This window comes from Escherichia sp. HH26CH (assembly GCF_009820205.1).
Taxonomy (GTDB): Bacteria; Pseudomonadota; Gammaproteobacteria; order Enterobacterales; family Enterobacteriaceae; genus Escherichia; species Escherichia coli_F.
Genome location: NZ_VNXM01000037.1, coordinates 25,496 through 43,349, shown reverse-complemented (window position 1 = coordinate 43,349; position 17,854 = coordinate 25,496). Strand labels below are relative to the sequence as shown.

Below are 17,854 nucleotides of genomic sequence, written 5' to 3'. Positions count from 1 at the left end.
CCGAAGGGCGAGCGAAGCGAGTCATCCTGCACGACCCACCAATGTAAAAAAGCGCCCTAAAGGCGCTTTTTTGCTATTCAGGCATCTCTCAATTTCAATTCTTGACCCTGATGACATACTCCGCGCTTGCTGCGTAAACGACTCTACGTCGGAGGAATAAGACGCAAAGTGTGGCATTCGTCATCTCATACGTATTTCGAGTGACTTTTCCCCACCATTCGACTATCTTGTTTAGCATATAAAACAAATCATGCCGATAATAGCGAATGTCACGCTTAAGTCGGTTTTAATGTTAAGCCTGTAAAACGAGATGGTAAGATGAGCGTGATGTTTGATCCTGAAGCGGCGATTTATCCTTTCCCCCCGAAGCCGACGCTGTTAAGCATTGATGAAAAAGCGTATTACCGCGAGAAGATAAAACGTCTGCTAAAAGAACGTAATGCGGTGATGGTTGCCCACTACTATACCGATCCCGAAATTCAACAACTGGCAGAAGAAACCGGTGGCTGTATTTCTGATTCTCTGGAAATGGCGCGCTTCGGTGCAAAGCATCCCGCTTCTACGTTGTTAGTCGCTGGGGTGAGATTTATGGGAGAAACCGCCAAAATTCTCAGTCCGGAAAAAACAATTCTGATGCCGACACTTCAGGCTGAATGTTCACTGGATCTCGGCTGCCCTGTTGAAGAATTTAACGCATTTTGCGATGCCCATCCCGATCGTACTGTCGTCGTCTACGCCAACACTTCTGCTGCGGTAAAAGCGCGCGCAGATTGGGTGGTAACTTCAAGCATTGCCGTCGAACTTATTGATCATCTGGATAGTTTGGGTGAAAAAATCATCTGGGCACCCGACAAACATCTGGGGCGTTACGTGCAAAAACAGACGGGAGCAGACATTTTATGCTGGCAGGGTGCCTGCATTGTGCATGATGAGTTTAAGACTCAGGCGTTAACCCGCTTGCAAGAAGAATACCCGGATGCTGCCATACTGGTGCATCCAGAATCACCGCAAGCTATTGTAGATATGGCGGATGCGGTCGGTTCCACCAGTCAACTGATCGCTGCTGCGAAAACATTGCCACATCAGCGACTTATCGTGGCAACCGATCGGGGTATTTTCTACAAAATGCAGCAGGCGGTGCCAGATAAAGAGTTACTGGAAGCACCAACCGCGGGTGAGGGCGCAACCTGCCGCAGCTGCGCGCATTGTCCGTGGATGGCCATGAATGGCCTTCAGGCCATCGCAGAGGCATTAGAACAGGAAGGAAGCAATCACGAGGTTCATGTTGAGGAAAAGCTGCGAGAGAAGGCGCTGGTGCCGCTCAATCGTATGCTGGATTTTGCGGCTACACTACGTGGATAACTAATAATAAGGCGTCACGTTACGCTTTGGGGGAAAGATGGATTTTTTTAGTGTGCAGAATATCCTGGTACATATACCAATAGGAGCAGGCGGTTATGATCTCTCATGGATCGAAGCGGTAGGCACGATCGCCGGGTTGCTGTGTATTGGCCTTGCCAGTCTGGAGAAGATCAGCAACTACTTCTTTGGCCTGATCAACGTCACCTTGTTTGGCATTATTTTCTTTCAGATTCAGCTGTATGCCAGCCTGCTATTACAGGTGTTTTTCTTTGCCGCGAATATTTACGGTTGGTATGCGTGGTCGCGACAAACCAGTCAGAACGAGGCGGAGTTGAAAATTCGCTGGTTGCCATTGCCGAAGGCGCTCAGCTGGTTGGCGGTTTGCGTTGTTTCGATTGGTCTGATGACGGTATTTATCAATCCGGTGTTTGCATTTTTGACCCGTGTGGCAGTCATGATCATGCAAGCATTAGGATTACAGGTTGCGATGCCTGAACTACAGCCGGACGCTTTCCCGTTCTGGGATTCATGCATGATGGTGTTATCTATCGTGGCAATGATTCTGATGACGCGTAAGTATGTGGAAAACTGGCTATTGTGGGTGATTATTAACGTGATTAGCGTCGTTATTTTTGCACTTCAGGGCGTTTACGCCATGTCTCTGGAGTACATCATCCTGACCTTTATTGCCCTCAACGGCAGCCGGATGTGGATCAACAGCGCACGCGAAAGAGGTTCACGCGCGCTGTCCCATTAATGATGATGATGTGAATGGCCAGACACCCCTTCATTCAGGTGGCAGTCTGGCCCATGACAAGGTTGATATTCCATCTGAATAGTGGCGTGCTCAATCTGATAGTGATCCATCAGGTAGTGTTGGATCTGATCTAACAAGGCATCGTGATCGTGTGGCGGGATCACCTGCACATGCAGCGTCATCACCGGCTTCTCGCCTACCATCCATACATGTACATGGTGCACATTGCGGACTTCCGGGATTTCCCGGCACATACGACGCTTCAGTTCGGCGATATCCAGCGATACCGGTGCACCTTCAAGTAATTCATTCACGCTATCTTTCAACAGTCGCCACGCGCTACGCAGAACCAGAAGCGACACCAGTATTGAGAGAATGGGGTCAGCAGGTGTCCAGCCGGTCCAGATAATAATCAACGCGGCAATAATAGCCCCAACCGAACCCAGCAGGTCCCCGAGCACATGCAGTGCCGCTGCTCGCACGTTGAGGTTTTTCTCTTCGCTGCCGTGATGAAGTAACCAGAAAGAAAGTATATTTGCCAGCAGCCCAGCCACGGCAATTGCCATCATCATGCCGCCCTCGACCGGACGCGGAGTGCGGAAGCGTTCTATCGCCTCCCAGACAATCAAAATAGTAATCACCACCAGGGCGATGGCATTCACAAACGCCGCGAGCGTGGTCAATCTTAGCCAACCGAAAGTGTGGCGAATGGTGGGAGGACGACGTGAAAATTGCACGGCGAGTAGGGCAAAAAGCAGGGCAGCAGTATCGGTCAACATATGACCCGCATCGGCCAGCAAAGCCAGAGAACCAGAAAGAAAACCACCAATGACTTCTACCAGCATAAACCCGGCAGTCACGCCGAAAGCATACAACAAGCGACGAGCATTATTATCTTCTGGCAGGTGTGAGGACGTGTGTGAGTGTGAGTGCGCCATGACGAGTCATCCCTTAATTATTCTCACTTAACTTTATGACATCATACTGCTTTTAGAAGGGAAAAATTAAAAGGGAGAGACTCCGCTCTCCCATTATTGGCTATTTCGCAGGGTTACTGCGTGGTACCGTCGGTTTTGGTATCGACATCATTGTTGATGCCATCACCGGTTTGGACTTTTTTATTGATATCCGGGCAGCGACCATCTTTGCACATGGTGTTCTTGTGCTCTTCATCTTTGGTCATGCCGTCATTGTTCATTGAAGAACCATCCGGATGCAGCATTGTGCCGCCAGAACCGGTATTTACCCCGTTATTGTCGACGTTATTTGGCGCGACATTTTCACGGGCATCAGGGGCTACCTGGCCCGCATCAGCTGCGGCGTTTGCCTGGCCGTTATTGCTTTGCGCTCCGCTATCGGCAGCCAGTGCGGCTCCGCTGGCAAGGCTTAGAGTGGCAGTCAGAAATAGTGTGGCCAGTTTTGTCATTTTCATAGGATGCTCCTGTTATGGTCGTTATGTCGGATAACCTCTTCCAACAGTGCATTTGCAGGTGAATATAAGGCAATGGTTTAAGATTTCAGCCAGGTTATAAAACGCAGCAGAGAATCTTGAAATAATTAACAAACAAAGGAGTTACAGTTAGAAATTGTAGGAGAGATCTCGTTTTTCGCGACAATCTGGCGTTTTTCTTGCTAATTCCAGGATTAATCCGTTCATAGTGTAAAACCCCGTTTACACATTCTGACGGAAGATATAGATTGGAAGTATTGCATTCACTAAGATAAGTATGGCAACACTGGAACAGACATGAATTATCAGAACGACGATTTACGCATCAAAGAAATCAAAGAGTTACTTCCTCCTGTCGCATTGCTGGAAAAATTCCCTGCTACTGAAAATGCCGCGAATACGGTTGCCCATGCCCGAAAAGCGATCCATAAGATCCTGAAAGGTAATGATGATCGCCTGTTGGTGGTGATTGGTCCGTGTTCTATTCATGATCCCGTCGCGGCTAAAGAGTATGCCACTCGCTTGCTGGCGCTGCGTGAAGAGCTGCAAGATGAGCTGGAAATCGTGATGCGCGTCTATTTTGAAAAGCCGCGTACCACGGTGGGCTGGAAAGGGCTGATTAACGATCCGCATATGGATAACAGCTTCCAGATCAACGACGGTCTGCGTATTGCCCGCAAATTGCTGCTCGATATTAACGACAGCGGTCTGCCAGCGGCGGGTGAATTCCTGGATATGATCACCCCACAATATCTCGCTGACCTGATGAGCTGGGGCGCAATTGGCGCACGTACCACGGAATCGCAGGTGCACCGCGAACTGGCATCAGGGCTTTCTTGTCCGGTCGGCTTCAAAAATGGCACCGACGGTACGATTAAAGTGGCTATCGATGCTATTAATGCCGCCGGTGCGCCGCACTGCTTCCTGTCCGTAACGAAATGGGGGCATTCGGCGATTGTGAATACCAGCGGTAACGGCGATTGCCATATCATTCTGCGCGGCGGTAAAGAGCCTAATTACAGTGAGAAACATGTCGCAGAAGTGAAAGAAGGGCTGAACAAAGCAGGCCTGCCAGCGCAGGTGATGATCGATTTCAGCCATGCCAACTCGTCCAAACAGTTCAAAAAGCAGATGGATGTTTGTGCTGACGTTTGCCAGCAGATTGCCGGTGGCGAGAAAGCCATTATTGGTGTGATGGTGGAAAGCCATCTGGTGGAAGGCAATCAGAGCCTGGAGAGCGGGGAACCGCTGGCCTATGGCAAGAGCATCACCGATGCCTGCATTGGCTGGGAGGATACCGATGCTCTGTTACGTCAACTGGCGAATGCAGTAAAAGCGCGTCGCGGGTAAAGTTTAATTGTCGGATGCGCCGTCACAGTGGTTATCCGATGAATCACCGTAGGCCTGATAAGACGCGCAGCGTCGCATCAGGCAATGTGCTCCATTGTTAGCAACAAAAAAGCCGACTCACTTGCAGTCGGCTTTCTCATTTTTAAGCGAATGACGTTTACTTCGCTTTACCCTGGTTAGCAACGGCCGCTGCTTTCGCCGCGATCTCGTCAGCATTACCCAGATAATAGCGTTTCAGCGGTTTGAAATTCTCGTCGAACTCATACACCAGTGGCACGCCGGTCGGGATATTCAGCTCAAGAATCTCTTCTTCGCTCATGTTATCGAGATATTTCACCAGCGCACGTAACGAGTTACCGTGTGCGGCGATGATTACGCGCTCACCGCTCTTCATACGCGGCAGAATGGTTTCATTCCAGTAAGGGATCACGCGGTCAATGGTCAGCGCCAGGCTTTCCGTCAGTGGCAGTTCTTTCTCGCTCAGCTTTGCGTAACGTGGATCGTGACCCGGATAACGCTCATCATCTTTAGTCAGTTCCGGCGGAGTCACTGCAAAACCACGACGCCACTGTTTCACCTGCTCGTCGCCATACTTTTCAGCGGTTTCCGCTTTATTCAGACCCTGCAACGCACCGTAGTGACGTTCGTTCAGTTTCCAGGATTTCTCAACGGGCAGCCATGCCTGATCCAGTTCGTCCAGCACATTCCACAGGGTATGGATAGCGCGTTTCAGCACAGAGGTGTAAGCAAAGTCAAAGCTGTAACCTTCCTCTTTCAGCAGCTTACCAGCTGCTTTTGCTTCGCTTACGCCTTTCTCAGACAGATCCACGTCGTACCAACCGGTGAAACGGTTTTCTTTGTTCCACTGACTTTCGCCATGACGAACCAGAACCAGCTTAGTTACAGCCATATACTTACTCCTCAAATCATCTTTTAATGATAATAATTCTCATTATATTGCCGTGACGAAGCAACAGCAATGCTTACGCATAACCATAGCGAAAATAGTGTCGCAGTGTAAGGTTGTTGTGAATATTGAGTTGCAAATATGTCGGTGTTTGCTGGTGATTTGAGCAATATAAGGAGAAAGCCCTCATCGCGAGGGCTTAAAGTTATTCAGCTATAAACTGATATTCTGTCAGGCTGGAATACTCTTCGCCAGGACGCAGGAAGCAGTCCGGTTGCGGCCATTCAGGGTGGTTTGGGCTGTCCGGCAGGAACTCGCTTTCCAGCGCCAGGCCCTGCCAGTCGGCGTAAGGTTCAGTTCCCCGTGACGGCGTGCCACCAAGGAAGTTGCCGGAGTAAAATTGCAGAGCCGGAGCGGTGGTGTAGACCTTCAGTTGCAATTTTTCATCTGCTGACCAGACATGCGCCGCCACTTTCTTGCCATCACCTTTAGCCTGTAACAAGAACGCATGATCGTAACCTTTCACTTTGCGCTGATCGTCGTCGGCAAGAAACTCACTGGCGATGATTTTGGCGCTGCGGAAATCAAAAGATGTTCCGGCGACAGATTTCAGACCGTCGTGCGGAATGCCGCCTTCATCAACCGGTAGATATTCGTCCGCCAGAATCTGCAACTTGTGATTGCGCACGTCAGACTGCTCGCCGTCGAGGTTGAAATAGACGTGATTAGTCATATTCACCGGGCAAGGTTTATCAACTGTGGCGCGATAAGTAATGGAGATACGGTTATCGTCGGTCAGACGATACTGCACTGTCGCGCCGAGATTCCCCGGAAAGCCCTGATCGCCATCTTCTGAACTCAAGGCAAACAGCACCTGACGATCGTTCTGATTCACAATCTGCCAGCGACGTTTGTCGAACCCTTCCGGGCCGCCGTGCAGCTGGTTAACGCCCTGACTTGGCGAAAGCGTCACGGTTTCATCGTCAAAGGTATAACGGCTATTGGCGATGCGGTTGGCATAACGACCAATAGAGGCCCCCAGAAACGCGGCCTGATCCTGATAGCATTCCGGGCTGGCGCAGCCGAGCAGCGCCTCGCGGACGCTGCCATCGGAAAGCGGAATACGGGCGGAAAGTAAAGTCGCACCCCAGTCCATCAGCGTGACTACCATCCCTGCGTTGTTACGCAAAGTTAACAGTCGGTACGGCTGACCATCGGGTGCCAGTGCGGGAGTTTCGTTCAGCACTGTCCTGCTCCTTGTGATGGTTTACAAACGTAAAAAGTCTCTTTAATACCTGTTTTTGCTTCATATTGTTCAGCGACAGCCTGCTGTACGGCAGGCACCAGCTCTTCCGGGATCAGTGCGACGATACAGCCGCCAAATCCGCCGCCGGTCATGCGTACGCCACCTTTGTCGCCAATCACAGCTTTGACGATTTCTACCAGAGTGTCAATTTGCGGCACGGTGATTTCGAAATCATCGCGCATAGAAGCATGAGACTCCGCCATCAACTCGCCCATACGTTTCAGGTCGCCTTGCTCCAGTGCGCTGGCTGCTTCAACGGTACGGGCGTTTTCAGTCAGGATATGACGCACGCGTTTCGCCACGATCGGGTCCAGTTCATGCGCAACAGCGTTGAACTCTTCAATGGTGACATCGCGCAGGGCCGGCTGCTGGAAGAAACGCGCACCGGTTTCGCACTGTTCACGACGGGTGTTGTATTCGCTGCCAACCAGGGTACGTTTGAAGTTACTGTTGATGATGACGATAGCCACACCTTTGGGCATGGAAACCGCTTTGGTGCCCAGTGAGCGGCAATCGATCAGCAAGGCATGATCTTTTTTGCCGAGCGCGGAAATCAGCTGATCCATGATCCCACAGTTACAGCCAACAAACTGGTTTTCTGCTTCCTGGCCGTTAAGTGCGATTTGTGCGCCGTCCAGCGGCAGATGATAAAGTTGCTGCAATACGGTTCCGACCGCGACTTCCAGTGAAGCGGAAGAACTTAACCCTGCACCCTGCGGCACATTGCCGCTGATCACCATGTCCACACCGCCAAAGTTGTTGTTACGCAGTTGCAGATGTTTCACTACGCCACGGACGTAGTTAGCCCATTGATAGTTTTCATGTGCGACAATAGGCGCATCAAGGGAAAACTCGTCAAGCTGATTTTCATAATCGGCTGCCATCACGCGAACTTTACGGTCATTGCGTGGCGCACAACTGATCACGGTTTGATAATCAATCGCGCAGGGCAGAACGAAACCGTCGTTGTAGTCGGTGTGTTCACCAATAAGATTCACGCGGCCAGGCGCCTGAATGGTATGAGTGGCAGGGTAGCCAAATGCATTGGCAAACAGAGATTGTGTTTTTTCTTTCAGACTCATTTCTTACACTCCGGATTCGCGAAAATGGATATCGCTGACTGCGCGCAAACGCTCTGCTGCCTGTTCTGCGGTCAGGTCTCGCTGGGTCTCTGCCAGCATTTCATAACCAACCATAAATTTACGTACGGTGGCGGAGCGCAACAGAGGTGGATAAAAGTGCGCGTGCAGCTGCCAGTGTTGATTCTCTTCGCCATTAAATGGCGCGCCGTGCCAGCCCATAGAATAGGGGAAGGAGCACTGGAAGAGGTTGTCATAACGACTGGTCAGCTTTTTCAACGCCAGCGCCAAATCGCTGCGCTGGGCGTCGGTCAAATCGGTGATCCGCAAAACGTGGGCTTTGGGCAGCAGTAGCGTTTCGAACGGCCAGGCAGCCCAGTAAGGTACAACGGCTAACCAGTGTTCGGTTTCGACAACGGTACGGCTACCGTCTGCCAGCTCGCGCTGAACATAATCCACCAGCATTGGTGATTTCTGCCCGGCGAAATATTCTTTTTGCAGGCGGTCTTCGCGCTCAGCTTCGTTAGGCAGGAAGCTATTTGCCCAGATCTGTCCGTGCGGATGCGGGTTAGAGCAGCCCATCGTCGCGCCTTTGTTTTCAAAGACCTGCACCCACGGGTATGTTTTCCCCAGTTCTGCGGTTTGCTCCTGCCAGGTTTTGACGATTTCCGTCAATGCCGCAACGCTCAGTTCTGGCAGCGTTTTACTGTGATCCGGTGAAAAGCAGATCACCCGGCTGGTACCGCGCGCGCTCTGACAACGCATCAGCGGATCGTTGCTTTCTGGCGCATCTGGCGTGTCAGACATCAAGGCCGCAAAGTCATTAGTGAAAACGTAAGTCCCGGTGTAATCGGGGTTTTTATCGCCTGTCACCCGCACATTACCTGCGCAGAGGAAGCAATCTGGATCGTGCGCAGGTAACACCTGTTTGGCTGGCGTTTCCTGCGCCCCCTGCCAGGGGCGCTTAGCGCGGTGCGGTGAAACCAGAATCCATTGCCCGGTGAGCGGGTTGTAGCGGCGATGTGGATGATCAACGGGATTAAATTGCGTCATGGTCGTTCCTTAATCGGGATATCCCTGTGGATGGCGTGACTGCCAGTGCCAGGTGTCCTGCGCCATTTCATCGAGTGTGCGCGTTACGCGCCAGTTCAGTTCACGGTCGGCTTTGCTGGCGTCCGCCCAGTAGGCCGGAAGGTCGCCCTCGCGACGCGGTGCAAAATGATAATTAACCGGTTTGCCGCAGGCTTTGCTGAAGGCATTCACCACGTCCAGCACGCTGCTGCCCACGCCAGCGCCGAGGTTGTAGATGTGTACGCCTGGCTTGTTCGCCAGTTTTTCCATCGCCACGACGTGACCGTCCGCCAGATCCATTACGTGGATGTAATCGCGCACGCCAGTACCGTCTTCGGTCGGATAATCGTTACCAAAAATCGCCAGCGAGTCGCGACGGCCTACAGCAACCTGGGCGATGTATGGCATCAGGTTATTCGGAATGCCTTGCGGATCTTCGCCCATATCGCCCGACGGATGCGCGCCAACTGGGTTGAAGTAGCGCAGCAGGGCAATGCTCCAGTCCGGCTGGGCTTTTTGCAGATCGGTGAGGATCTGTTCCACCATCAGCTTGCTTTTGCCGTAAGGGCTTTGCGGTGTGCCGGTCGGGAAGCTTTCAACATATGGAATTTTGGGCTGATCGCCATAAACGGTGGCGGAGGAGCTAAAGATAAAGTTTTTGACGTTAGCGGCGCGCATGGCGCTAATCAGGCGCAGGGTGCCGTTGACATTGTTGTCGTAATATTCCAGCGGTTTTTGTACCGATTCGCCAACGGCTTTCAGCCCGGCGAAGTGGATCACGGTGTCGATAGCGTGATCGTGCAGGATCTCGGTCATCAACGCTTCGTTACGGATATCGCCTTCAACAAACGTTGGATGTTTGCCGCCTAAACGCTCGATAACAGGCAGTACGCTGCGCTTACTGTTACAGAGGTTATCAAGAATGATGACATCATGACCGTTTTGCAGTAATTGCACACAGGTATGACTTCCAATGTAACCGCTACCACCGGTAACCAGAACTCTCATAATTCGCTCCATTAGGCTTATGGTATGAAATAACCATAGCATAACAAAGATGCGAAAAGTGTGACATGGAATAAATTAGTGGAATCGTTTACACAAGAGTTTAGCCGTTCTTTATGCACGATTAAGTGATTATAAAACAGAGGGTTTATGAATGATTGCGCTTTTTATCTGAAAAAAGTCGCGGTTTCATGCCTGGATGCGTCGAACTTTAGGCCGGAGAGGGCGCTAAGGCCGCCTCCGGTACAGTCAGCATTACCGACTCAGTTTATTTTTGTCAGCGCATAGCGATAAAAGTCACCGTCCGGCACGAACTCAAGACGATGGGTAATACAGGCAGGCGCATCTTCAGCGTGGTGCGAAACAAACAATAATTGCGTTTCACCTTCGCTAATCAGCACATCAACAAAACGGCGGATAAGCTGGCGATTGAGCGGATCAAGCCCCTGTAGTGGTTCATCGAGAATAAGCAACGTCGGATGTTTCACCAGTGCGCGAACGATCAGCGCCAGACGCTGCTGTCCCCAGGAAAGACTATGGAAAGGAGCGTCAGCCGTGCGTTTATCAATGCCGAGAATATCCAGCCACTGCTGCACCAGTTTTTGCTGGCGATCTGAAACGGCCTGATAAATGCCAATCGAATCAAAATAGCCAGAAAGGATCACATTACGCACGGTAGTGCTGACCCGGTAATCCAGATGCAAACTACTGCTGACGTAACCGATATGCTTTTTGATATCCCAGATGGTTTCGCCGCTGCCGCGACGTCGTCCGAAAAGCGTTAAATCGTTGCTGTAACCTTGCGGATGATCGCCTGTAATCAGGCTTAATAGCGTCGATTTTCCCGCGCCATTTGGCCCGACAATTTGCCAGTGCTCGCCTGGATTCACCTGCCAGCTAAGGTTATTAAGAATGGGGCGATCGTTATAAGAAACCACGCCGTTGTTCAGCACAATGCGCGGTTCGTTGGCGGGTAAGGCGTGACGTGCTGAAGGTTCATCTGGCTCCGGCAGTTGCACACCTTCAAGCTGTTCGCTATGCGCCAGTTGCGCGACGAGTGCTTGTTGGAGCAGTTCCTCTTTAGCGCCAGTTTCCGCTAACGTGCAATCCGCCAGCACGCCAGCAAACTGGACAAATTCCGGGATCTCATCGAAGCGATTGAGCACCAGTACCAGGGTAATACCGGACTGATGTAACGAGGCGAGCAGCTCAGCCAGCTGCTGACGTGAGGCAACATCCAGGCCATCGAACGGCTCATCAAGAATCAACAAGTCTGGCTCCGACATCAGCGCCTGACACAGCAGGGTTTTTCGCGTCTCGCCAGTGGAAAGGTATTTAAAGCGTCGGTCGAGAAGGGCGGTAATGCCGAACTGCTGCGCCAGCTGCGCACAACGCTGTGCATCCTTAATTTCATCCTGAATGATCTCAGCCGTAGTGCGTCCGGTGTCATCTTCGCCAGGGCCGAGCATATCGGTGTTATTCCGTTGCCATTCGTCGCTGACGAGCTTTTGCAATTGCTCGAAGGAGAGACGAGTGATGTGGGAAAACTGACTTTGTCGTTCACCTTTCAAAAGCGGAAGTTCCCCCGCCAGCGCGCGGGCCAGCGCCGACTTCCCGCTTCCATTCGAACCGACAAACGCCCAACTATCACCCGCGTTTAACGTTAGCTGAGACAATTGCAGCGTTTTTGTGTCGCTAAGACGAAACGTGCCTTGCAAAATTTGCAACGATGACATTTTATATCCCATTTTTTGCAGCGATTACTGACAGGGATACGTGTTTCATAACAAATTGTCAACACGCTTAGCAAAGCGTAGCGATAATCACGCTGTCGGCATTAAAGTAGGCCGTGACATTCTGCCCTTGCTGAAGAGTAGTCGCTTCATTTACCGGCACCGTGGCGCATAGTGTTTGCCCGTCAGGTAAAGCCATTAATACTTCGCACTGTTCTGCACCGCGCTCTATATGACGAATAATGCCCGGCAATTGGTTGTCGGCACCCTGGGCGACAGTGTCATCCTGAGTAATGTTCACCCACGGCGCTTTCAGCAGAATCAACACTTCTTTGCCTTCATCCAGTCCCAGACGTGCGCCACTTTGTGCGGTAATCGCGACTTTAAGGCGTGTTTTGCCATCGGCCAGTAAGACATCAACATGTTGTTGAATGTCATCATGATCGCGGGCGGTGATGGTGCCAAACCACTGGTTACGGGCACTGGTCTGCAGTGAAAAACGTGAGATCGCGGCCAGCAGGCTGTTCAGCGGCAAGGCGTCATCGTCACTTAACACATCAAAGGCTTTTTGCTGGATTTGCGCCAGTAAATCATAGAGCTGAATCAGTCGCTGACCATAGCGGGTCAGTACTGCGCCGCCGCCACCTTTACCGCCTGTTGCGCGCTCAACCAGAATATGCTCACTTAACTGATTCATCTCGTTAATGGCATCCCAGGCGCTTTTATAGCTGATACCGGCATCTTTCGCTCCCTGGCTAATGGAACCGGAAAGCGCAATGTGTTTTAGTAACGAAATGCGGCGCGGGTCGGCGAATAATTTTTGTTGGAGCTTAAGGGTGAGAAGGATTTCGGCCTGCATAACAATGTCCTGGCAAAAGTCTTATTGTGACGGAAAACGAACGCCACGCAAAGCTGACCGCACAAAAGGGGAGTGCTTTTCTGTGCTTAGCGGTTAGAATAGTCTCATGACTATATCTGGAGTTGACCATGTTAGAGTTATTAAAAAGTCTGGTATTCGCCGTAATCATGGTACCTGTCGTGATGGCCATCATCCTGGGTCTGATTTACGGTCTTGGTGAAGTATTCAACATCTTTTCTGGTGTTGGTAAAAAAGACCAGCCCGGACAAAATCATTGATTCCCTGAATGCCCGCTTAGTCGGGCATTTTCTTTTTCTCAACTTCCTGCTTTTCCTGCCGATATTTTTTTCATCAACCTCACAAAGGTTAGCAATAACTGCTGGGAAAATTCTGAACTTGCCGTTATATTGTCGCCTACATAACGTCACATTAAGGGGTTACCAATGGCTCGTAAATGGTTGAACTTGTTTGCCGGGGCGGCATTCTCTTTCGCTGTTGCTGGCAATGTACTGGCAGATGAAGGAAAAATCACGGTGTTCGCCGCCGCATCACTGACTAACGCAATGCAGGACATCGCTACGCAGTATAAAAAAGAGAAAGGCGTAGATGTCGTCTCTTCTTTCGCCTCGTCTTCTACCCTGGCCCGTCAGATTGAAGCGGGTGCGCCTGCGGATCTGTTTATTTCTGCCGATCAGAAATGGATGGATTATGCGGTTGATAAAAAAGCGATCGATACGGCCTCGCGTCAGACTCTACTCGGTAATAGCCTGGTTGTTGTAGCACCGAAAGCCAGCGAGCAGAAAGATTTCTCCATTGACAGCAAAACCAACTGGACTTCGCTGCTGAATGGCGGTCGCCTGGCGGTTGGTGATCCGGAACATGTTCCCGCTGGCATTTATGCAAAAGAAGCACTGCAAAAACTGGGCGCATGGGATACGCTCTCCCCGAAACTGGCTCCGGCGGAAGATGTTCGTGGCGCGCTGGCGTTGGTCGAACGCAATGAAGCGCCGCTGGGTATTGTTTACGGTTCTGACGCTGTTGCCAGCAAAGGGGTAAAAGTGGTTGCCACCTTCCCGGAAGATTCACATAAAAAAGTGGAATATCCGGTTGCTGTTGTGGAAGGACATAACAATGCGACAGTAAAAGCATTTTATGATTATCTGAAGGGACCGCAGGCTGCGGAAATTTTTAAACGCTACGGATTTACAACCAAGTAATGATACTGACCGATCCAGAATGGCAGGCGGTTTTATTAAGCCTGAAAGTTTCTTCCCTGGCTGTGCTGTTTAGCCTGCCGTTTGGGATCTTTTTTGCCTGGTTACTGGTGCGTTGCACATTTCCGGGCAAAGCTCTGCTCGACAGCGTACTGCATCTACCGCTGGTGTTACCGCCCGTGGTCGTCGGTTACTTGTTATTAGTTTCGATGGGACGGCGCGGATTTATCGGTGAACGTCTGTATGACTGGTTTGGCATTACCTTCGCCTTTAGCTGGCGTGGCGCGGTTCTCGCTGCCGCCGTGATGTCGTTTCCGTTGATGGTGCGGGCAATTCGTCTGGCGCTGGAAGGGGTTGATGTCAAACTGGAACAGGCCGCAAGAACATTGGGGGCAGGGCGCTGGCGCGTGTTCTTTACTATCACGTTACCGCTGACCTTACCGGGAATTATCGTCGGTACGGTACTGGCATTCGCTCGTTCGCTCGGTGAGTTTGGTGCAACCATAACCTTTGTTTCTAACATTCCTGGTGAAACGCGAACCATTCCTTCTGCCATGTATACCCTGATCCAGACTCCCGGCGGGGAAAGTGGCGCGGCGAGACTGTGTATTATTTCTATTGCGCTGGCGATGATCTCCCTGTTGATTTCAGAATGGCTGGCCAGAATCAGCCGTGAAAGGGCGGGGCGCTAATCATGTTGGAACTGAATTTTTCCCAGACGTTGGGCAACCATTGCCTGACCATTAATGAAACGCTGCCCGCCAATGGTATCACTGCTATCTTTGGCGTCTCTGGTGCCGGAAAAACCTCGCTGATTAACGCCATCAGTGGGCTGACACGTCCACAAAAAGGGCGGATTGTCCTCAATGGTCGGGTACTAAATGACGCCGATAAAGGTATCTGCCTGACGCCAGAAAAGCGTCGCGTAGGCTATGTGTTTCAGGATGCGCGGCTGTTTCCGCATTATAAAGTGCGTGGCAATTTGCGCTACGGCATGGCGAAAAGCATGGTCGATCAGTTCGATAAGCTGGTGACGCTTTTAGGCATTGAACCGTTGCTTGAGCGTTTACCGGGCAGCCTGTCCGGAGGCGAAAAACAGCGTGTGGCAATTGGCCGGGCATTGCTGACGGCACCGGAATTATTATTGCTGGATGAACCACTGGCCTCGCTGGATCTTCCGCGAAAACGCGAGCTATTGCCTTATCTGCAACGGTTGACGCGGGAAATCAACATTCCGATGCTCTATGTCAGCCATTCGCTGGATGAGATCCTCCATCTGGCAGACCGAGTGATGGTACTGGAAAACGGTCAGGTGAAAGCCTTTGGCGCGCTGGAGGAAGTGTGGGGCAGTAGCGTGATGAATCCGTGGCTGCCGAAAGAGCAACAAAGTAGCATTCTGAAAGTAACGGTGCTTGAGCATCATCCGCATTACGCGATGACCGCGCTGGCGCTGGGCGATCAGCATTTGTGGGTCAATAAGCTGGACGAACCGCTGCAAGCTGCGCTACGTATCCGCATTCAGGCTTCCGATGTTTCTCTGGTTTTACAACCGCCGCAGCAAACCAGCATTCGTAACGTATTGCGGGCAAAAGTTGTTAATAGTTATGACGACAACGGCCAGGTGGAAGTGGAGCTGGAAGTCGGCGGTAAAACGCTGTGGGCGCGTATCAGCCCGTGGGCCAGGGATGAACTGGCGATCAAACCAGGCCTGTGGCTGTACGCGCAAATTAAAAGTGTCTCGATAACCGCCTGATTAAATCAGGTGGCTATAAATGAACTGGGCAATGCTGTCGGTGGTGTTATCACCAATCACAATGTTGGCACGCGCTTTTACTGCGTCATCAGCGTTGCCCATCGCCACGCCTGTACCAGCGGCTTCCAGCATACTGATATCATTAAAATTATCGCCGAATGCGACGACGTTTTCCATCGACCAGCCTTGCGCCTCAACCCATTTCGTCAGGCGTTTACCTTTGCTGTTACCACCGCGGGCAATATCAACCTGATCGTGCCAGGACCATTCACACTCCAGTCCCAATTCATGTTCAACATGCTTACCAAATTGCTGCAATTGCGGCAGGTCATCGTGTGTCAGGGCGAACTTCCATACTGCGTTAACTTCCTGCGCTGTCTCGGCCAGTGAAGCAACCTGGGTAAAGGTCGGACGCTGTTCCGGCGGCAGGGTTTGCGCCCAGTTAGACGTGCGAATGACATGCCCGGTCGGGTGCTCATAGACCATTGCATCATCCACATACATCAGACCGTGAATGTGGTGTTCATTCAGCATCTCAATGAGTTGCAGGGCTTTATTAACGGGCATTGGATCGGCTTCAAGCACTGTTTTTGCATGATAATCATACAAATAGGTGCCATTACAGCAAATAGCAGGTGTATCCAGCGCCAGCGCCTGATAAAAAGGATGAATAGCGACGTGATGGCGGCCCGTGACGATGATTAATTGATAGCCTGCTTCGCGAGCGCGGGCCAGGGCTTCTATCGATGAAGGAAGCAAGGTTTTTTTCGGGGTCAATAAGGTGCCGTCTAAGTCGAGTGCAATCACGCGTGTGGTCATGGCGTATTCCAGATTAAGGTTAAGAATTTTCGTCTGCGCGAATGGTACACCGATACCACTATCGGACAAAATTCTGCGTTTTAATTCAGCATTCACCGCCAAAAGCGACTAATTTTAGCTGTTACAGTCAGTTGCTAAATGCAAAGGAGCATTCATGAAGCAAACAGTTTATATCGCCAGCCCTGAGAGCCAGCAAATTCACGTCTGGAACCTGAATCATGAAGGCGCACTGACGCTGACACAGGTTGTCGATGTGCCGGGGCAGGTGCAGCCGATGGTGGTCAGCCCGGACAAACGTTATCTCTATGTTGGTGTTCGCCCTGAGTTTCGCGTCCTGGCGTATCGTATCGCCCCGGACGATGGCGCACTGACCTTTGCCGCAGAGTCTGCGCTGCCGGGTAGTCCGACGCATATTTCCACCGATCACCAGGGGCAGTTTGTCTTTGTAGGTTCTTACAATGCGGGTAACGTGAGCGTAACGCGTCTGGAAGATGGCCTGCCAGTGGGCGTCGTCGATGTGGTCGAGGGGCTGGACGGTTGCCATTCCGCCAATATCTCACCGGACAACCGTACGTTGTGGGTTCCGGCATTAAAGCAGGATCGCATTTGCCTGTTTACGGTCAGCGATGATGGTCATCTGGTGGCGCAGGACCCTGCGGAAGTGACTACCGTTGAAGGGGCCGGCCCGCGTCATATGGTATTCCATCCAAACGAACAATATGCGTATTGCGTCAATGAGTTAAACAGCTCAGTGGATGTCTGGGAACTGAAAGATCCGCACGGCAATATCGAATGTGTCCAGACGCTGGATATGATGCCGGAAAACTTCTCCGACACCCGTTGGGCGGCTGATATTCATATCACCCCGGATGGGCGTCACTTATATGCCTGTGACCGTACTGCCAGCCTGATTACTGTCTTCAGCGTTTCGGAAGATGGCAGCGTGTTGAGTAAAGAGGGCTTCCAGCCAACTGAAACCCAGCCGCGCGGCTTTAATGTTGATCACAGCGGCAAGTATCTGATTGCCGCCGGGCAAAAATCTCACCACATCTCGGTATACGAAATTGTTGGCGAGCAGGGGCTACTGCATGAAAAAGGCCGTTATGCGGTCGGGCAGGGGCCAATGTGGGTAGTGGTGAACGCACACTAACCGCTGATTCACCCGGCGCAGTCTCTCCTGCGCCGGTGT

The 17,854-nt window shown here is 51.5% G+C and carries 18 protein-coding genes; 8 read left to right on the top strand and 10 right to left on the bottom strand.

Annotated features, from left to right (window positions below; genetic code table 11):
* The first annotated feature begins 318 nt into the window (after window positions 1-318).
* Window positions 319-1,362 carry a quinolinate synthase NadA gene (gene nadA, locus FQ015_RS11990; protein WP_000115319.1) on the top strand — a complete coding sequence of 348 codons (1,044 nt, stop codon included), beginning with the start codon at window positions 319-321 and terminating at the stop codon, window positions 1,360-1,362.
* A 37-nt stretch (window positions 1,363-1,399) separates the two neighbouring features.
* Window positions 1,400-2,119 (top strand): nicotinamide riboside transporter PnuC, encoded by a 720-nt coding sequence (gene pnuC / locus FQ015_RS11985; RefSeq protein WP_000345406.1) that lies wholly within the window; start codon window positions 1,400-1,402, stop codon window positions 2,117-2,119.
* Here the strand turns inward: pnuC and zitB are convergent.
* On the bottom strand, window positions 2,116-3,057 hold the full coding sequence (gene zitB, locus FQ015_RS11980) for a CDF family zinc transporter ZitB (RefSeq protein WP_000951276.1): 942 nt from the start codon (window positions 3,055-3,057) through the stop codon (window positions 2,116-2,118). The genes pnuC and zitB overlap by 4 nt on opposite strands.
* 113 nt (window positions 3,058-3,170) lie before the next feature.
* The gene (locus tag FQ015_RS11975; protein ID WP_000784342.1) at window positions 3,171-3,551 is read right to left on the bottom strand and encodes a YbgS-like family protein; all 381 of its coding nucleotides are present in this window, start codon (window positions 3,549-3,551) and stop codon (window positions 3,171-3,173) included.
* Between the two features lie 315 nt (window positions 3,552-3,866).
* On the opposite strand from FQ015_RS11975, the gene aroG reads away from it, so the two are divergent.
* Window positions 3,867-4,919 (top strand): 3-deoxy-7-phosphoheptulonate synthase AroG, encoded by a 1,053-nt coding sequence (aroG, locus tag FQ015_RS11970; protein WP_039021240.1) that lies wholly within the window; start codon window positions 3,867-3,869, stop codon window positions 4,917-4,919.
* Window positions 4,920-5,076: 157 nt separating this feature from the next.
* Here aroG and gpmA read toward each other — a convergent pair whose 3' ends face one another.
* The 7 genes from gpmA to modE all read right to left on the bottom strand — a co-directional run bounded on the left by gpmA (window position 5,077) and on the right by modE (window position 12,879).
* Window positions 5,077-5,829 (bottom strand): 2,3-diphosphoglycerate-dependent phosphoglycerate mutase, encoded by a 753-nt coding sequence (gpmA, locus tag FQ015_RS11965; protein ID WP_001295305.1) that lies wholly within the window; start codon window positions 5,827-5,829, stop codon window positions 5,077-5,079.
* A 202-nt stretch (window positions 5,830-6,031) separates the two neighbouring features.
* Entirely contained in the window at window positions 6,032-7,072 is a 1,041-nt protein-coding gene (gene galM, locus FQ015_RS11960; protein ID WP_000931381.1) for a galactose-1-epimerase, read from the bottom strand.
* Window positions 7,066-8,214: a galactokinase gene (gene galK, locus FQ015_RS11955; RefSeq protein WP_039021620.1), complete on the bottom strand. Its 1,149-nt coding sequence runs from the start codon at window positions 8,212-8,214 to the stop codon at window positions 7,066-7,068. Before galK ends, galM begins: the two co-directional genes overlap by 7 nt.
* A 3-nt stretch (window positions 8,215-8,217) precedes the next feature.
* Entirely contained in the window at window positions 8,218-9,264 is a 1,047-nt protein-coding gene (gene galT / locus FQ015_RS11950) for a galactose-1-phosphate uridylyltransferase (RefSeq protein ID WP_039021619.1), read from the bottom strand.
* Window positions 9,265-9,273: 9 nt separating this feature from the next.
* Window positions 9,274-10,290: a UDP-glucose 4-epimerase GalE gene (galE, locus tag FQ015_RS11945; RefSeq protein ID WP_001265443.1), complete on the bottom strand. Its 1,017-nt coding sequence runs from the start codon at window positions 10,288-10,290 to the stop codon at window positions 9,274-9,276.
* A gap of 260 nt (window positions 10,291-10,550) precedes the next feature.
* Window positions 10,551-12,023, bottom strand: a complete 1,473-nt coding sequence (gene modF / locus FQ015_RS11940) for a molybdate ABC transporter ATP-binding protein ModF (protein ID WP_105267134.1) — start codon at window positions 12,021-12,023, stop codon at window positions 10,551-10,553.
* Window positions 12,024-12,090: 67 nt separating this feature from the next.
* Entirely contained in the window at window positions 12,091-12,879 is a 789-nt protein-coding gene (gene modE / locus FQ015_RS11935) for a molybdenum-dependent transcriptional regulator (RefSeq protein WP_039021617.1), read from the bottom strand.
* 128 nt (window positions 12,880-13,007) lie between these two features.
* Here modE and acrZ point away from each other — a divergent pair, with 128 nt between their 5' ends.
* The 4 genes from acrZ (at window position 13,008) to modC (ending at window position 15,846) form a co-directional block, all read left to right on the top strand.
* Entirely contained in the window at window positions 13,008-13,157 is a 150-nt protein-coding gene (gene acrZ, locus FQ015_RS11930) for a multidrug efflux pump accessory protein AcrZ (protein WP_000891515.1), read from the top strand.
* A gap of 165 nt (window positions 13,158-13,322) precedes the next feature.
* Window positions 13,323-14,096 carry a molybdate ABC transporter substrate-binding protein gene (gene modA / locus FQ015_RS11925; RefSeq protein ID WP_000101979.1) on the top strand — a complete coding sequence of 258 codons (774 nt, stop codon included), beginning with the start codon at window positions 13,323-13,325 and terminating at the stop codon, window positions 14,094-14,096.
* Window positions 14,096-14,785: a molybdate ABC transporter permease subunit gene (gene modB / locus FQ015_RS11920; protein ID WP_000604034.1), complete on the top strand. Its 690-nt coding sequence runs from the start codon at window positions 14,096-14,098 to the stop codon at window positions 14,783-14,785. Before modA ends, modB begins: the two co-directional genes overlap by 1 nt.
* A 2-nt stretch (window positions 14,786-14,787) precedes the next feature.
* Complete coding sequence (gene modC, locus FQ015_RS11915) at window positions 14,788-15,846, top strand: molybdenum ABC transporter ATP-binding protein ModC (protein WP_105278140.1); 1,059 nt, start codon at window positions 14,788-14,790, stop codon at window positions 15,844-15,846.
* On the opposite strand, the gene ybhA is transcribed toward modC, so the two are convergent.
* A complete protein-coding gene (gene ybhA / locus FQ015_RS11910) occupies window positions 15,847-16,665 on the bottom strand; it encodes a bifunctional pyridoxal phosphate/fructose-1,6-bisphosphate phosphatase (protein ID WP_105278139.1) in 819 nt (272 codons plus the stop codon). It lies immediately after the preceding gene.
* 154 nt (window positions 16,666-16,819) lie between these two features.
* Between ybhA and pgl the strand changes: the two genes are divergently transcribed.
* Window positions 16,820-17,815: a 6-phosphogluconolactonase gene (gene pgl, locus FQ015_RS11905; RefSeq protein ID WP_000815435.1), complete on the top strand. Its 996-nt coding sequence runs from the start codon at window positions 16,820-16,822 to the stop codon at window positions 17,813-17,815.
* Window positions 17,816-17,854: the final 39 nt, after the last annotated feature.

What these genes read in the sequence shown, in the direction of transcription:
- modB (WP_000604034.1), top strand. Translation starts at nt 14,096, where the DNA reads ATGATACTGACCGATCCAGAATGGCAGGCGGTTTTATTAAGCCTGAAA.
- modF (WP_105267134.1), bottom strand. Translation starts at nt 12,023, where the DNA reads ATGTCATCGTTGCAAATTTTGCAAGGCACGTTTCGTCTTAGCGACACA.
- aroG (WP_039021240.1), top strand. Translation starts at nt 3,867, where the DNA reads ATGAATTATCAGAACGACGATTTACGCATCAAAGAAATCAAAGAGTTA.
- galE (WP_001265443.1), bottom strand. Translation starts at nt 10,290, where the DNA reads ATGAGAGTTCTGGTTACCGGTGGTAGCGGTTACATTGGAAGTCATACC.
- gpmA (WP_001295305.1), bottom strand. Translation starts at nt 5,829, where the DNA reads ATGGCTGTAACTAAGCTGGTTCTGGTTCGTCATGGCGAAAGTCAGTGG.
- ybhA (WP_105278139.1), bottom strand. Translation starts at nt 16,665, where the DNA reads ATGACCACACGCGTGATTGCACTCGACTTAGACGGCACCTTATTGACC.
- FQ015_RS11975 (WP_000784342.1), bottom strand. Translation starts at nt 3,551, where the DNA reads ATGAAAATGACAAAACTGGCCACACTATTTCTGACTGCCACTCTAAGC.
- zitB (WP_000951276.1), bottom strand. Translation starts at nt 3,057, where the DNA reads ATGGCGCACTCACACTCACACACGTCCTCACACCTGCCAGAAGATAAT.
- pnuC (WP_000345406.1), top strand. Translation starts at nt 1,400, where the DNA reads ATGGATTTTTTTAGTGTGCAGAATATCCTGGTACATATACCAATAGGA.
- galT (WP_039021619.1), bottom strand. Translation starts at nt 9,264, where the DNA reads ATGACGCAATTTAATCCCGTTGATCATCCACATCGCCGCTACAACCCG.
- galK (WP_039021620.1), bottom strand. Translation starts at nt 8,214, where the DNA reads ATGAGTCTGAAAGAAAAAACACAATCTCTGTTTGCCAATGCATTTGGC.
- modE (WP_039021617.1), bottom strand. Translation starts at nt 12,879, where the DNA reads ATGCAGGCCGAAATCCTTCTCACCCTTAAGCTCCAACAAAAATTATTC.
- modA (WP_000101979.1), top strand. Translation starts at nt 13,323, where the DNA reads ATGGCTCGTAAATGGTTGAACTTGTTTGCCGGGGCGGCATTCTCTTTC.
- modC (WP_105278140.1), top strand. Translation starts at nt 14,788, where the DNA reads ATGTTGGAACTGAATTTTTCCCAGACGTTGGGCAACCATTGCCTGACC.
- nadA (WP_000115319.1), top strand. Translation starts at nt 319, where the DNA reads ATGAGCGTGATGTTTGATCCTGAAGCGGCGATTTATCCTTTCCCCCCG.
- pgl (WP_000815435.1), top strand. Translation starts at nt 16,820, where the DNA reads ATGAAGCAAACAGTTTATATCGCCAGCCCTGAGAGCCAGCAAATTCAC.
- acrZ (WP_000891515.1), top strand. Translation starts at nt 13,008, where the DNA reads ATGTTAGAGTTATTAAAAAGTCTGGTATTCGCCGTAATCATGGTACCT.